The 13,636-nt window shown below is 42.1% G+C and carries 18 protein-coding genes and 4 tRNA genes; 13 read left to right on the top strand and 9 right to left on the bottom strand.

Annotated features, from left to right (window positions below; translation table 11 throughout):
- Positions 1-95 precede the first annotated feature (95 nt).
- From KT990_RS02530 to KT990_RS02580, 11 genes are all read left to right on the top strand, one after another.
- Positions 96-749, top strand: a complete 654-nt coding sequence (locus KT990_RS02530; protein WP_228730813.1) for a LexA family protein — start codon at positions 96-98, stop codon at positions 747-749.
- Positions 750-941: 192 nt separating this feature from the next.
- A complete protein-coding gene (locus KT990_RS02535) occupies positions 942-1,334 on the top strand; it encodes a hypothetical protein (RefSeq protein ID WP_218209108.1) in 393 nt (130 codons plus the stop codon).
- Complete coding sequence (locus KT990_RS02540) at positions 1,324-1,671, top strand: hypothetical protein (RefSeq protein ID WP_218209109.1); 348 nt, start codon at positions 1,324-1,326, stop codon at positions 1,669-1,671. Before KT990_RS02535 ends, KT990_RS02540 begins: the two co-directional genes overlap by 11 nt.
- The gene (locus tag KT990_RS02545) at positions 1,668-2,174 is read left to right on the top strand and encodes a hypothetical protein (RefSeq protein WP_218209110.1); all 507 of its coding nucleotides are present in this window, start codon (positions 1,668-1,670) and stop codon (positions 2,172-2,174) included. The genes KT990_RS02540 and KT990_RS02545 overlap by 4 nt, the downstream gene beginning before the upstream one ends.
- Before the next feature lies 1 nt (position 2,175).
- A complete protein-coding gene (locus tag KT990_RS02550; RefSeq protein ID WP_218209111.1) occupies positions 2,176-2,367 on the top strand; it encodes a hypothetical protein in 192 nt (63 codons plus the stop codon).
- Positions 2,368-2,378: 11 nt separating this feature from the next.
- Complete coding sequence (bet, locus tag KT990_RS02555) at positions 2,379-3,260, top strand: phage recombination protein Bet (RefSeq protein WP_218209112.1); 882 nt, start codon at positions 2,379-2,381, stop codon at positions 3,258-3,260.
- Complete coding sequence (locus KT990_RS02560; RefSeq protein ID WP_218209113.1) at positions 3,241-3,858, top strand: lambda exonuclease family protein; 618 nt, start codon at positions 3,241-3,243, stop codon at positions 3,856-3,858. Before bet ends, KT990_RS02560 begins: the two co-directional genes overlap by 20 nt.
- The gene (locus KT990_RS02565) at positions 3,855-4,088 is read left to right on the top strand and encodes a hypothetical protein (RefSeq protein WP_218209114.1); all 234 of its coding nucleotides are present in this window, start codon (positions 3,855-3,857) and stop codon (positions 4,086-4,088) included. The genes KT990_RS02560 and KT990_RS02565 overlap by 4 nt, the downstream gene beginning before the upstream one ends.
- A complete protein-coding gene (locus KT990_RS02570; RefSeq protein WP_218209115.1) occupies positions 4,088-4,402 on the top strand; it encodes a hypothetical protein in 315 nt (104 codons plus the stop codon). Before KT990_RS02565 ends, KT990_RS02570 begins: the two co-directional genes overlap by 1 nt.
- The gene (locus KT990_RS02575) at positions 4,399-4,659 is read left to right on the top strand and encodes a hypothetical protein (protein ID WP_218209116.1); all 261 of its coding nucleotides are present in this window, start codon (positions 4,399-4,401) and stop codon (positions 4,657-4,659) included. The genes KT990_RS02570 and KT990_RS02575 overlap by 4 nt, the downstream gene beginning before the upstream one ends.
- Positions 4,649-4,960: a helix-turn-helix transcriptional regulator gene (locus KT990_RS02580; RefSeq protein WP_218209117.1), complete on the top strand. Its 312-nt coding sequence runs from the start codon at positions 4,649-4,651 to the stop codon at positions 4,958-4,960. The genes KT990_RS02575 and KT990_RS02580 overlap by 11 nt, the downstream gene beginning before the upstream one ends.
- Before the next feature lie 61 nt (positions 4,961-5,021).
- Here the strand turns inward: KT990_RS02580 and KT990_RS02585 are convergent.
- The 6 genes from KT990_RS02585 to KT990_RS02610 all read right to left on the bottom strand — a co-directional run bounded on the left by KT990_RS02585 (position 5,022) and on the right by KT990_RS02610 (position 8,253).
- Positions 5,022-5,107: transfer RNA gene (locus tag KT990_RS02585), tRNA-Leu, on the bottom strand.
- 402 nt (positions 5,108-5,509) lie between these two features.
- Positions 5,510-5,594: transfer RNA gene (locus tag KT990_RS02590), tRNA-Leu, on the bottom strand.
- Between the two features lie 37 nt (positions 5,595-5,631).
- Positions 5,632-5,705 (bottom strand) — tRNA-Trp (locus KT990_RS02595).
- 33 nt (positions 5,706-5,738) lie between these two features.
- Positions 5,739-5,823, bottom strand: a tRNA-Leu gene (locus KT990_RS02600).
- Positions 5,824-5,930: 107 nt separating this feature from the next.
- Positions 5,931-6,755 carry a protein kinase domain-containing protein gene (locus KT990_RS02605; RefSeq protein WP_005096595.1) on the bottom strand — a complete coding sequence of 275 codons (825 nt, stop codon included), beginning with the start codon at positions 6,753-6,755 and terminating at the stop codon, positions 5,931-5,933.
- Positions 6,742-8,253 carry a DUF3336 domain-containing protein gene (locus KT990_RS02610; RefSeq protein ID WP_218209118.1) on the bottom strand — a complete coding sequence of 504 codons (1,512 nt, stop codon included), beginning with the start codon at positions 8,251-8,253 and terminating at the stop codon, positions 6,742-6,744. The genes KT990_RS02605 and KT990_RS02610 overlap by 14 nt, the downstream gene beginning before the upstream one ends.
- 188 nt (positions 8,254-8,441) lie before the next feature.
- On the opposite strand from KT990_RS02610, the gene KT990_RS02615 reads away from it, so the two are divergent.
- Positions 8,442-9,314, top strand: a complete 873-nt coding sequence (locus KT990_RS02615; protein WP_100358063.1) for an ATP-binding protein — start codon at positions 8,442-8,444, stop codon at positions 9,312-9,314.
- Between the two features lie 61 nt (positions 9,315-9,375).
- Here KT990_RS02615 and KT990_RS02620 read toward each other — a convergent pair whose 3' ends face one another.
- Positions 9,376-10,422: a hypothetical protein gene (locus KT990_RS02620; protein WP_180077339.1), complete on the bottom strand. Its 1,047-nt coding sequence runs from the start codon at positions 10,420-10,422 to the stop codon at positions 9,376-9,378.
- Between the two features lie 544 nt (positions 10,423-10,966).
- Between KT990_RS02620 and KT990_RS02625 the strand changes: the two genes are divergently transcribed.
- Positions 10,967-11,212: an EexN family lipoprotein gene (locus tag KT990_RS02625; RefSeq protein ID WP_180072088.1), complete on the top strand. Its 246-nt coding sequence runs from the start codon at positions 10,967-10,969 to the stop codon at positions 11,210-11,212.
- Between the two features lie 147 nt (positions 11,213-11,359).
- On the opposite strand, the gene KT990_RS02630 is transcribed toward KT990_RS02625, so the two are convergent.
- Together KT990_RS02630 and tsaD are read right to left on the bottom strand one after the other, a co-directional pair.
- Positions 11,360-12,298 (bottom strand): sensor domain-containing diguanylate cyclase, encoded by a 939-nt coding sequence (locus tag KT990_RS02630; RefSeq protein ID WP_218209119.1) that lies wholly within the window; start codon positions 12,296-12,298, stop codon positions 11,360-11,362.
- Between the two features lie 202 nt (positions 12,299-12,500).
- Positions 12,501-13,517, bottom strand: a complete 1,017-nt coding sequence (gene tsaD, locus KT990_RS02635) for a tRNA (adenosine(37)-N6)-threonylcarbamoyltransferase complex transferase subunit TsaD (RefSeq protein WP_218209120.1) — start codon at positions 13,515-13,517, stop codon at positions 12,501-12,503.
- Positions 13,518-13,636: the final 119 nt, after the last annotated feature.

Consider the following 13,636-nt stretch of genomic DNA (forward strand, 5'->3'; position numbering starts at 1 on the left):
CTTAACTAAAATGTTAAATATAATTTACCACACGTAAAATACATTTACAACGCCACTTGTTAAAATGTTTTTACATTGAGATGAGGGAATACCTTGTGAGTATTGGTCAGAGAATTTCAAAATTAATGCTTGATATGGATGTGAGTAATGCAAAGCTTGCTCGTATGATCGGTGTATCTCGCCCAACCATAGGGAATTGGATAGAAGGAAAGTCAGCACCAACTGGCGAAAATCTTACAAATCTAGCTAACGCACTCAAGGTAGACCCGAACTGGCTTATGTCAGGAAAAGAATCTCGGGTGCGGCTTGATAATAATGTGGATATTTCCCAGAGAATATCTTTTGAAGGTCGCCCGGTTCCTGTGATTTCATGGGTGGCTGCTGGATCATTCGGCTCAATAGAAACAGTCCTAAAGGATGCTGAAGTTGATGAATACCTCCCACCTATCAGGGAGTGCGGAAAAAACGGCTATGGATTGGTAGTGACTGGTATCTCAATGTCTCCAAAGTTCGAGCCCGAAGACCGCATATATGTAAATCCAGATTTTCAGGTGAGCGATTTAAAGACCGGGGATCTGGTTATTGTTTCTTGCACTGGGGACAATGAGGCCACCTTTAAGCAACTTATTATCGAAGGTACAACCAAATACCTGAAGCCATTAAACCCGAAGTGGGATGAGCAAATTATTAAGCTGACAGAGGATTGCCGATTAGTTGGTAAGGTTGTTGGCTTATATCGAAAGATTTAAAAAACACAGCAATCACACCCGCTTATATGGCGGGTTTTCTTTTGTCTAAAAAAAATAAAATCAAAATGATGTTAAATTTATTTTACCGAATCACTTTACAACTTGTTAAATCTATTTTACTATTGATCTCGTAAACACAAAAAAGCCCAGCAACTTTCGAGGGGAACTGGGCTTCAACACAACGAGGTTATTATGAATACAAAAGTTGATGAAGGCAAGTTGATTAGTAAGAAGCAAGCAGCGACAGCATTTATAGATGGTGAAGATGTTGAGTTTATGGATCAAACAGGGCAATGGCGAACAATCCTTGATAATACAGTATTAAAAGTTTTTCTTGATCGTGCTCAATTCCGCCTAAAACCACGCACCATCCCAATCAATGAAATTGAGGTTCCTGCTTGTGGTGTTGATTACAAGCCACACACATTTATGTTTGTTTTGAATAGCCTTGAGCCATGTGAATACTCAAAGATTATTCTTGATGAGTCTGATGAAATTCCGCCTTACTGGTGGTCAACAGAAGAAGAAATCAAACAGGTCGTTGCTGCCCTTCGCCAAGTATTCGGAGGCAGCCATGACAACTAAATCCAATATTCTCAAGTCTGCATTCATTGCAGCATCAATCAGCGCGGGGATAGCAGTAGCTTACGCTTTCCAGCCTGCCAAAGTTGCTGATGATAATCCTCAAGTGGTTATCACCGCTCAAAAATATGAAGTGCTTAAACGTACTTGCCATGAAACCTGCATCGCTACTGTCAAAGCTAATGATTACAGCATTTATGTTGAATATGCCCTAGATGATGCCTCAGTCGAGTTTTTAGACATTCTGAACGTGGTGCATTTTGACAAGACGATTAATGCCTATGTTGATCGTTATGAGATTGAAAAGATTAATGCTGCGGTTGCTGGGGGTGTTAAATGAACTCAATAGCTCAATTCTGTGGATGTGGTGCGGCAATGCGTCCTATCGACCACATCGGAAACCAGTCTTTATTCCTATGCCGTGATGGTCATAGCACCAAGGTAACTGACTGCAAGGTGAATGAAGATTTCACCCGTGATTTGTACTTTTCAGACCTGCCAAGCTTCAAGGTTGATTCTGATATTTCGATTGAAGATAACGTGCTGACGTTTGGTTTATATCGCCAGATTGGTGAAAACCTGTGGGCAACGGCTGATTGTTCAATGGCTGTGTTACCTCACACGATGACGCAAATGCGTAGTCCGAATGGTGACATGCGATATGCCGAGCCAGTGGATATTGACTCTTGGTTGGTGGTGAAAGATACGCCTGTGACTTTGCTGGATGTTTGGAATTTTGAAGCTGAAGAAGGTCAGACATTTGCGCTGACGGATGAGCAGATTCGGGAATTGAATCGTCTTGTTGCTGAGTACGCGGAACAACTATTTGAAGAGGTGGTTTGAGATGGAAGTTTCTCAAAAAAGAAAGCTGCTCGAAGCAATAGATACTTTGATTCGTCGCCCTGCTCAAGCTAACGAAAGAACACTGGTTGAGGCAATGGCTTATTTCAAGCTGCTGGTTGAAGAAGTCGCACAAGGTGAAATTACTGTCACCTATATCGATACAACCAACCCAAATAATCCAATGCCGTTTTAAGGAATAAGAATATGAATGCAGTAGCTCAAGTTGAAAGCCAATTAGGCTTATCAATCAAAGATTATGACCTTGATGAGTCGATGTGGTCTGCCCTTACATCTTCGATCTTTCCAGGTGCTAAACCTGAGTCGATCATCATGGCGGTTGAGTATGCGAAAGCACGTAACCTCGACATCATGAAGAAGCCTTGCCATATCGTACCAATGAGTGTGAAGGACTCTAAAACGGGTCAATCACAATGGCGTGATGTGATTATGCCGTCTATCACTGAGCATCGAATTACCGCAACACGTACCAACCAGTATGCAGGTCAAGATGCACCAGTATTTGGCCCAATGGTTGATATTAAGTTTGGCAATGTTGTGCACACGGTTCCAGAGTCATGCACCGTGACTGTGTACCGGATCATCCATGGTGACAAGGTTCCGTTCTGCCACACCGAATATTTTGAAGAAGCATGCGCCACTGTTAAGGATGGCGGTCTGAACTCAATGTGGACTAAGCGCAAACGCGGCCAATTGGCTAAATGTGCTGAAGCTGGTGCTTTGCGCAAAGCCTTTCCAGAGGAGATTGGAAACGAATACACAGTCGAAGAAATGCAGGGCAAGGAAATTACGGTCGGTGGATCTGAACTGTTTACTGACACTCAAAAAGCAATTGGGAGTTCGGTGCCCGCTGACTATCAAGAATTTGAGGATGAGTTTTTATCTCATCTTCAAAATGAGGCTCAATACGGATCAAATCGACTTCAGGAGGCTTATATCGCCTTACCTAAAGGTGATTGCAAAAAGCATTTCTGGACCACTCATTCGGTAAGCTTAAAACAAGTCGCAGAACTCGCAGACCAAGCATTAACACGCCAAGGAGAAGTTTATGACCATTCTCCAGCGTAGTGAAGATTGGCACGCTGATCGATGCGGAAAAGTCACAGCAAGCCGTGTCAAAGATATCAGTGCTAAGCCTAAGACTGGCAAAGCATATAACGCTTTAACCTTAACTATTCTGACTGAGCGCCTAACTGGCGTTCAGGAGGAATCCTTTACCAACTCAGCAATGCAATGGGGCATTGATCAAGAGCCTTATGCGATTGCAGCCTATGAAAATGAAACCGGTAATTTTGTAGTTGGTACAGGCCTGATTGATCACCCGGCTATCAAAATGAGTGGCGCAAGTCCTGACGGCCTGGTTGATCAAGATGGGCAGTTGGAAGTGAAGTGTCCAGGCTCTCAAACTCACTTGAATACCATTTTGACCAAAGAAGTACCTGCTGAATATGTTCCGCAGATCACCTGGCAATTGGCCTGTACTCGTCGCAAGTGGTGTGACTTTGTGAGTTATGACCCTCGCCTGCCTGAGCATTTGCAGTTAGTGGTTATTCGTGTGAATGCAGAGGATTTGGATATCGCAGGCATTGAGCAGTCAGTGATTCGGTTTAATCAAAAAGTTGACCAGATCATTTGTGAGCTAAATCCAAAGGAGGCGGCAGCATGAAAAAACCAACTCTAATCCACCCTCTCATGACTGAAGCATTCATTATCTGGCTGCTTAGTATTGGCTACAGAGCAACGGTCAATCAGCATGGCGTTCGCTTCTTTTGTGAAGTGGTGAATAAGAACTTTCCGCGTGATGTGGTGATTGCAGGCACTGGCCGATTGAACAAGCCAGCGACTCAATTGTTTGAAGAATTTAAGAAATATAAGCCGTTTGGCGAGGTGGCGTGATGACTGAAATTCAATTAACCAACGTACAGTTCGCCCAGCTCCAGGTCGATAACCTCGTGTCCAAAGACAAGCCATACAATGAAACATGGTCTGCCGGTGATGTTGGCTCATTCAATGCGATTTTAAACGCGGTGGATTTTGACAATGAGTTCACATATCACATGCGAGGTTGGTCAAGACAGCGTGTTAAGTCTGGTACTGGTGGGATTATCACGGTAGATGAAAGTAATGCGGATAAGTTGTATCACCTGTTCACCTGCTATTTGAGCAAGTTGCCGAGTGGTGTGGTGAAGAGTTTGGAGGAGGTGTCGTGAGAAGTCCTGATCAAATTGGAATTAGTTGGGAAGAAAACCAACTCTTGATGCAGCAGCTAAGAGAAAAGGCTGCATTAGAAAATCGTCGCCAGCACAATATTTTTGAGGTTGGGGATAGATTTGTAATTGATGGGTTGTTTGGTGTTTTTTATGCGAATGATGGAAATATACCATATCTTGATTACAACAAGATTCGCCACGCCACCGATGCAGAAATCAAAGCAGGTAAAAGATTGGAGGTGGATAATGGAAGTTAGCTCAAGCCGATGGATGCCTCAAATTTTTGAAATGTTTGAAGATCTTAAATCTCAGAATCAATATCTGGTTGAGAAGGTCGAGCGCCTGGAAGAAATTGTCGATAAAAAGCCTTTGACATTAAATACTGCTGAAGCAGCAAAAATTTTGGGTTATTCAGCGGAATATGTGAGAAAGCTTGATCGTGATGGTAAAATGCCAAAGCGTGTGTCGAAAGATGGACAGCGCTCTCGATGGAATCGATCAGATATTGAAAAAATGGCTAAATCTAAGAAAACCGGAAGACCGAGAAGCAACTCTTAAGAGTAAGGGTTGCACCAAATCTGCACCAAAGAGTTATAAGTTATTGATTTTATATAATGTATGGTGGGGATAGAGAGACTCGAACTCTCACGCCCAGAAGGCGCTGCGACCTGAACACAGTGCGTCTACCAATTCCGCCATATCCCCATGGCTGTGTATATTATAGCGATCAGACCCGATTCACAAGCAATTCTGTAGCAGGAAAATACTTTTATATCAAAATTTAAGCAATTAATTCAGTATTGCGTAAATACTGACCTATTTGCACTGTTGTCGCCTAGTTTCATCGAAACAGATAAGATCAATACGCACCACAGGAGAATCACATATTCCAATTTAGACTTTAGCTGACTTGGATAATATCAATTATTGCATCTAATAAAACAAAGTTTCCTGAAGCTCTGCCCTTTCCTGAGCATTGACCCGTTTTCTAACGCTCTTCAACAGACTAAACCTATGCGTAAAAGACAGCAAAATTTTACAGCTTAAAAAAGCTGGTATAAATTTCAGGCAATAAAAAAGCAAGGCACCAGCCTTGCTTTAATATGATGGTGGGGACGGAGAGACTCGAACTCTCACACCTCGCGGCGCTGGAACCTAAATCCAGTGCGTCTACCAATTTCGCCACGTCCCCATCGGGGTACCAACTTAGCGTTGGATTTTTCAAACTTTGGCAGAGGATCAAGGACTCGAACCTTGACGAACGGTTTTGGAGACCGTCATGCTACCATTACACCAATCCTCTACTCGGCCAGTTTACTCAATTACTCAAGTAAATTGGTGGGGACGGAGAGACTCGAACTCTCACACCTCGCGGCGCTGGAACCTAAATCCAGTGCGTCTACCAATTTCGCCACGTCCCCAATGGCTGTGTATAATATAGAGATCATTTCCAGCTGACAAGCCGTTTATAAGAAAAAAACACTCGTTTGATTAAATAAGAAACAATCCCGATTTTATTGTATTTTTCTCATTCGATTTCAGTCACTAAGTAGTGTTTAACCGCTTTAAAATCTGCCAACCGATGCTGTTTTTGCTTGCCTAGCATCAGCGCTAACAACTTTTCAAAAATCTGAATTTGTTCAGGCAACTCAACTTTTAGGCGCTGACAATGTAAAAACGCCCAATCCAGATAGTCAGTTGCCTGCAAGCGCTGTCCACTCAGCCATTCATAAAAAATCACGCCCAAAGCATAAACTTCGCTCTGCAAGCTTTTGGCTTTTCCTTGGAATAATTCCGGTGCCATATAACGTGGTGTCGCATTAAGCTTATGAACTTCAAGCTGATCCAGAGGCTGGACGTGTTCAAAATCAAGTAGACATACCCTACCCTGATCATCAACAAAATGCTCCCGCTTTAAATCCGCATGCAAATAACCCAGCTGTTGCAGGCAGATTAAAGGTTCTACCGCTTGCAGCAAATGTTGTCGAATCTGCGTTACAGAAAGTTGATCTGGCATGATCTGAAAATGTGCTGGTGCATCGACCAGAATCAAAGCCTGCTCAAATTGTTCATGTTGAATGGTGAATGGCTGTTGAATGATTTGATGCGGAAGGAAAAAGTTCAGATCACTCGAACGGCTATGCGTTTGATAAAAATTCAGCTCCTGCTGCAAGCCCAGCTTTGCATGCGGAGATGATATTGAGCTGTCAGATTTAGTCGACACTTGAGTTTTTAGCCAGAATGCGGGCTGACCCGCAGCATAATACAGGCGTCGGCCAAAACTCAGACTGCGGGTTTTGGTTCTTGGTTGAAAATCGAAAGTATCAAGATGATCTAAATTAAGTGGTTGCAATATATTCAGGCTTTGGATCAGCAGTATATTGATAATTTAGCAGCTCCAGACAATGCTGAATAGTTTTCCCCACCCGTTCCTGAGTCTCAATTAAGGAAATTTTTGGCCAAGTGGCCCGTTCGCCTTCGCGCTGCAAGATTTTAAAGAGATAGGGCCGTGGATTTTGCAGCATATAGCTATAGTGGCGCAGGCTATATTTACCGACAATATTCACATCGCCATAATAACGCTGATCGACCACCCCATAGCCGTGATCGAGTATACGGCGTACAGGTGGCAAGCTTCCGGCATGTTCCCGGGCAAAATCCATCATTCCTTTGGTAATCACCGCACCCTGACGGCGTACAATCCGTTGTGGCCAGCTTAAGGTACCTTTGCGGAAACGTGCAACATCATCTTGCATAAATGGCACGATATGCGGATTGACCTGGCTGGCAATGGTGTAATTGATATTGTATAACCGGGCCATTTTTTCCTGCGGGAAATCACTGCGTACACTGCCATCGACCCAACGTGTTGCTCCCATATAAGGGGTATATTCACCATCATAACGCTTACTGGTCAGGCGTACTGGCGGAAACAGAATAGGGACTGCACAAGAGGCCAATACCGCACTCCAGACCAGCACATCCGGAGAAGTATAGGCATTTAAAATACGGGCATCCTGCGCCGAATCATAGGGGGCAACAGCAATATTGATATGCAGACCTGAGGTTTTGAGTGCTTCTTCAAAGGTCAGATCACCTAAATTTTCGACCAGAAATTTTTTCAGGTATTTGACATCTGCCAGACCTCCATTGCCTTTCAGCAATTCACCCATGGTTCGGAAATGAAAAGCCTCATGAAAAAAATTATGCCCCTTCAAAAGATCGACATACTGCGAGGGTTTGGATACACCCAACATTGCCGTCATGATGGCACCTGCACTAGAACCTGACATGACCTTTGGCAATAAATCCTGCCCCATCAGAGCCTTACAAACGCCGGTATGAAACAGACCCAAGGTCGAGCCACCGGAAAACATCAGGGCCGGCTGACCATAGGCACGCTGACAGCCTTTAAAAAATTCAATTTTTTCTTCAATATTTAAACAGCTACAGTCTGTTGAAGCGATATGTGCCAGCCCCTGACTAACCTGCTCCACATAATCTTCAATAATTCTTTTGGTGCCGACATAGGCTTCGGTGAACAATAAAGGATGGGCAATATTGGCGATATCGTAGCTTAGACCTTCGCGCAGAATATACATCAGGTCGTGGGTACGTTTCTGTTGTCTATAGCGTCTTAATTTACCCAAACGATGCGCAATAACTTCTGCATCAAAATAGGGAGAACTATTGTCGAATTTCCATTCTTGCGCCCCGGATTCTTCATCTATTTTTAGCGCAATATATTTCCATTCCTCATAGGACTCAGCTTGTTGCAGCTGCTGCTTGAGTTTTTTAATACGATAGGCCTGATGTGGATTAATGTCCTGAGTAAAATCTTTAAACAGCATCTGCCTTCTTCCCTATATTGTATTTTTCATTCATCTTGCACTGCGTAGAAAATATGCACCGATCTGTTCATAACAACAATAGCGAAAATTCTCTGCTTTAAGCAAATTATCACACTTTTCAGGCTTTGACTGTGAATTTTAGGGTGATAGTATCCTAGACATAATTTTAAATCTGTAATGCTGAGATCATGGCGAAAATTGAGTTACCTGACAATATCTTGAATACCCTTTCGACTGTTCTGCTGCAACTTCAGCAAAGCCTACCCGAGCTGAAACATGCTCCTGATTTTTCTGCACATGCCTATAAATGGCAACAGGGTGAACTCAAGCCCATTCATCAGCTTAGACAGATGGAACTGGCCGATTTAAAAGGGATTGAGCGACAAAAAGAAAAAGTCATCCAGAATACTTTACAGTTCTTAAATGGCTTGCCTGCCAATGATGTCTTGCTGACTGGTTCGCGTGGTACCGGTAAATCCTCTATCGTTCGTGCTCTGCTGACCGAATACGCAGCGCAAGGTTTACGCCTGATTGAGATTGAACGCGATGACTTGTCAGAACTTCCGGAAATTCAGAAACTGATTGCAGACCGTCCTGAAAAGTTTATTGTCTATTGTGATGATCTGGCCTTTAATGCAGAAGATGAAAATTATCGCAGTTTAAAAAGTGTATTAGATGGTTCATTGCAATCGGGTTCGAGTAATTTTGTGATTTATGCGACCAGTAACCGCCGCCATTTACTGCCAGAATTTATGCATGAAAATACGCCTGTCACCCGGGTCGATGTTCCGCAATATACTGAGCTACATCCTCAGGAAGCAATTGAAGAGAAGATTTCGCTATCTGACCGTTTCGGCTTATGGCTGTCTTTTTATCCAATGGATCAGAATTTATATCTGGAAATTGTAGAGCATTATCTTAAAAAAGCTGAGATGGAATTGACCCCGGAAACCCGAGCCGAAGCCTTGCGCTGGTGTCAGGCACGCGGTCAACGTTCGGGACGTGCCGCGTATCAGTTTTCCAAGCACTGGATTGGGTCGCAGCAGTTAAACTCTTTGTAAATTATTACTACTCAAAAAATAAAAAGCTCCGCCAGTACGGAGCTTCTTACTCACCTCAATCTTAGTTTTTATCACCAATAATCGTAGACCAGAACAAGTCATCAATCTCGCTACCATTAAAATAAACGGTGGCCTTTAACGATTCAGGCTGATTCTGTTTCACTTCAATCACCTGATCATAACGGTCAGTAATTTTCAGTACACCCTCTTTTGGCAAATGCTTATAATTATTTAATACAGTTTCATCCATCTTGAATGGTGTGGTGGTATCAAAGTCAAAACTGTAACGATAATCTGCCAGAGCAGGCTGACCGATAATCGTGCCACGACTGCTTAAGGTACGGATACCTTTGCTCTCACGACCATAATCATCGACTAGGCTATAACGATAATTTCTTACCTGCAAATACTCCTTACTCTTGCTGTTAAATTCCGCACCCGAAGCGCCGGCCTGATCCGTCTCTGCTATACGCTGAAATTCTAATTGATCGATTTGATAAAACTCGGATTGCCCTAATGCATCTTTACTTTTACGATGCACAATCGTGCCAGAAATCAGATAATCATCCTTGAGATTAAAATCTACATTTGAGCCATAGCGGACATTGGTGAAAGTTAAAGTGGTAGTGTCGCCATTTACGGTCTGAGTGATGCTCGAACCTTTACGATAGGTTTTATCCAGAACCACACAATTGTCTTTATTGTCTTTTAATTTCAGCGTCTTAACCGCACTATTGGTATTTACTTCCGAACAGATCAGATTTGGATATTTAATACTGTTTATACCCAGATTATAGATCTTGATGATACGGCCAGTGCGGCCATAGGGATAATCTCCAAATACCTCACCAATCATGTGACCCAAGGCAACGTTATAGTCGGTATCATTACTGCTATTTCCAGAAATTTTATCGCGAATTTTATCTAAGATTTTCTGATTTTCAAAAGGGATAAACTCTTTTGAAAGTTCAGGGGAAATGCTTTCCTTAGGAACATTTGGAGGCGTGGTCACTGCAGCACGATCTGAATCACTGCCGCTTGCGCCGCCACAGGCACTAAGTAAACCCGAGACAACAGCGAATCCGAATAGAGAAATCGGCTTTTTCATAAAATTTATTCCCTAAATTTCTATGCATTTTTATTTGATTATTACTAAAGATTAACCATCTCAAAAGTGAACAGCCAAACGCTATAACTGCCGATTGATATTTTTTCTTGGCACTGCTTCTGTTTGGCACGTTTCATCATTCATTAAAGGAACTGTTATTTCTGTAAATTTAATGTAAATATTAAATGACATAGATCATGAAAAAATGAGCGGCTAGCCTGCTGTTCTTGCTGATCAGTCTTAGGCTTGAGTAATTTTTTAGTCGAATAAATAAGAAACATTATCTGTAATAAAATGCATCATATTTGTAAACTAAGCGTTAAAATCAGCTCTATATGGCAAACCATTAAAATGTATCATCCCCCTAGAAAAGCGATTTTCCGGAAAAAGTAATTGTGTTGTTAAATATATAAAAAAACAATGTATTACAATTATTTAAATATACTTAAAAAGCTAGACTTTAGTGTAAAGGATTGTTTTTTTTAAGCAACTTTTACTTTAGACTAGCTTTTCATTTTTTATATTTAAATTAACGGTTTAGGCAATGAAAATCCAAACAACATTATTAATCACTTGCGTGATAACACTAATGACAGCATGCAGCCAAGTTAAGACACAAGAATATTATGCTGAACATCTTGAAGAAGCACAAAAAGTCGTACAAAAGTGTGAGATTGAAGCCCGCAAAAACAAAGAACTAAAAGATAAGTTTGTAGAAAACTGTACCAATGCCAGCATGGCAGTCATGAATGGCATGCTTAACAATTTAAGCCAAGGCCTATTCAAATAAATACTTATAGCCTAACAACAAAGAGAACAATAATTTTGATGTTGGGCTATTTATATAGCCATAAATGGCTGTGTTTTTATTACTCTATTTAACCCGTTTACAATCTAAAAAATAATTTTACCCATTATATTTCAATATCTTGAAAAATTATGTTGCTTTATTCAGACGTTTATACTCAAACATATTCCTATCCGCTTGTGCGAGTGCTTCAAATAAACCATGCGCTGGATGGCGCATTGCCATACCAATTGCTGCTCCGATGTTTGCCGTGCTAAACGCTTCGATCAAACGTTCAAGCAGACTCACATTACTAGACTCATCATTTTCAATGCTCAGAATTACGAACTCATCTCCACCCAGACGGGCGATAATATCATTAATCCGTACATTTTCCCGGAGCACCTGAGCCGCTTTCTGAAGCAGCTTATCCCCTTCATCATGCCCTAGGCTGTCATTAACTTTTTTGAGGTCATTCAGGTCAATAAATAATACAGCAGCAGGATGACCATACCGTTTGCAGCGCTCTTCTTCTGCCCGTAACAGTTTTTTCCAGGCACGCCGGTTATATAATCCAGTTAACTCATCTTTACTGGCTTCTTCCTGCAATAATTCATGTTGTCTGATCTGCTCGCTTTGACGCAGTTCCGCCTGCAAAATCGAACTCAGTAGTTGACCAAATAACTCGACCATTCCCATATCCTGAAGAATCGCTTCGGATTTGATTTCCGGATCAATCGCACACAGTGTTCCAAACAGACTACCATCTTCATTGATTAAAGGCTGACCAATATAAGCCTTGATACTCACCTGCTGGTTAATCGGTGCAGTCGCATAAAGCGGAATATCTTCAGAACGAGGGGCAATTTTAGGTGCTTTACCTGCCACCATATGAGAACAGAAAGAGTCGGCCCATTGAAAAACCTGTCCAGCTTGTACATTGTAGCCATGATCTTCACTTTGCAGCACAATCCAGTCCTTAGCTTCTACTCGGGTGATCATCCATAAATTAAAGCCAAAATGCTGATGCAGAAACTTTAATACTGCCTGCCCAGCATCCTGAAAACTTTTAAAATTTATATTCTCCATCCGAAGTAACCCCTGCTCCACATTTGCCAAAATATGAGTGATATAAAATTGGAAGTATTAAACTATTTTTCTGTATTTAATAGCGTGTATTTATCTTATAACAGCTATAAAAATAAATATTCACAACACATCGTTTCATAAGTTTTCATTAAAGAATTAACCATAAAAAAAGAGGCCTAAGCCTCTTTCTGTCAAGCTGAATTTATACTTCCGCAGGATTGGTTAATTCCGTCATTGGCCAACGTGGTGTCGTCGTCACCGCCAAGCCCTCCTGTTGGCCTGCTTTTAAACGCTGATAACCGGCAAAGGCAATCATCGCGCCATTATCAGTACAGAGTGCCGGTTCTGCATAATAAACAGTCGCTTTAATTTTGGCTAAATCTGCTTCTAAACGCTCACGTAAGCGTTTGTTGGCACTGACACCACCGGCAATCACTAAGCGCTTCAAGCCCGTCTGTTTCAATGCTTTAACTGACTTTTTCACCAAGGTATCGACAATGGCTTCCTGAAAACTTGCTGCAATATCTGCATCACGGTTTTCATCACCCAGTTTTTTCATTTGTACAGATACAGCAGTTTTTAAACCGCTAAATGAGAATTCCAGCCCTTGATGGAGCATTGGACGTGGGAAAGCAAAAGCAGCAGGATTGCCTTGTTCAGCCAGTTTGGAAATGTTTGGCCCACCTGGATAGGGCAGACCCATCATTTTCGCCACTTTATCGAATGCTTCTCCGGCTGCATCATCAATCGATTCACCCAGCAATTCATACTGGCCAATGCCATAGGCTGCCATCAGCTGTGAATGCCCACCAGAGACCAACAGCGCCACAAATGGAAATTCTGGCGCTGTTTCAGACAATAATGGTGCAAGCATATGCCCTTCCATATGATGAACACCAATTGCCGGTTTGTTCAGTGCAAAGGCCAAAGTTCGACCAAACAACGCACCTGTCATTAATGCGCCCATTAAACCTGGCCCACGCGTATATGCAATGGCATCAATTTCCGATTTTTTGACGTCAGTTTGCTCCAATAATTCATTCATTAATGGAATTAGTTTACGCACATGATCACGTGACGCCAGCTCTGGAACCACACCGCCATATTCTGCATGCAGTTTAATCTGGCTATAAAGCACCTGCCCGCGTAAACCCAACTCGCTGTCATACAGCGCAAGTCCTGTTTCATCACACGACGTTTCCAAGCCTAAAACGATCATTAAACTGCCTATAACCTGTATCAATTCTATTGCAGTCACTATTATATGCTTGTGGTATGAGATGTAAATGAGTAAAATACTGACCTTCACTTGTGATCACAGGCATTCGGCCTGCGATC

It is taken from the genome of Acinetobacter sp. F9, from assembly GCF_019195275.1.
Taxonomy (GTDB): Bacteria; Pseudomonadota; Gammaproteobacteria; order Pseudomonadales; family Moraxellaceae; genus Acinetobacter; species Acinetobacter pseudolwoffii.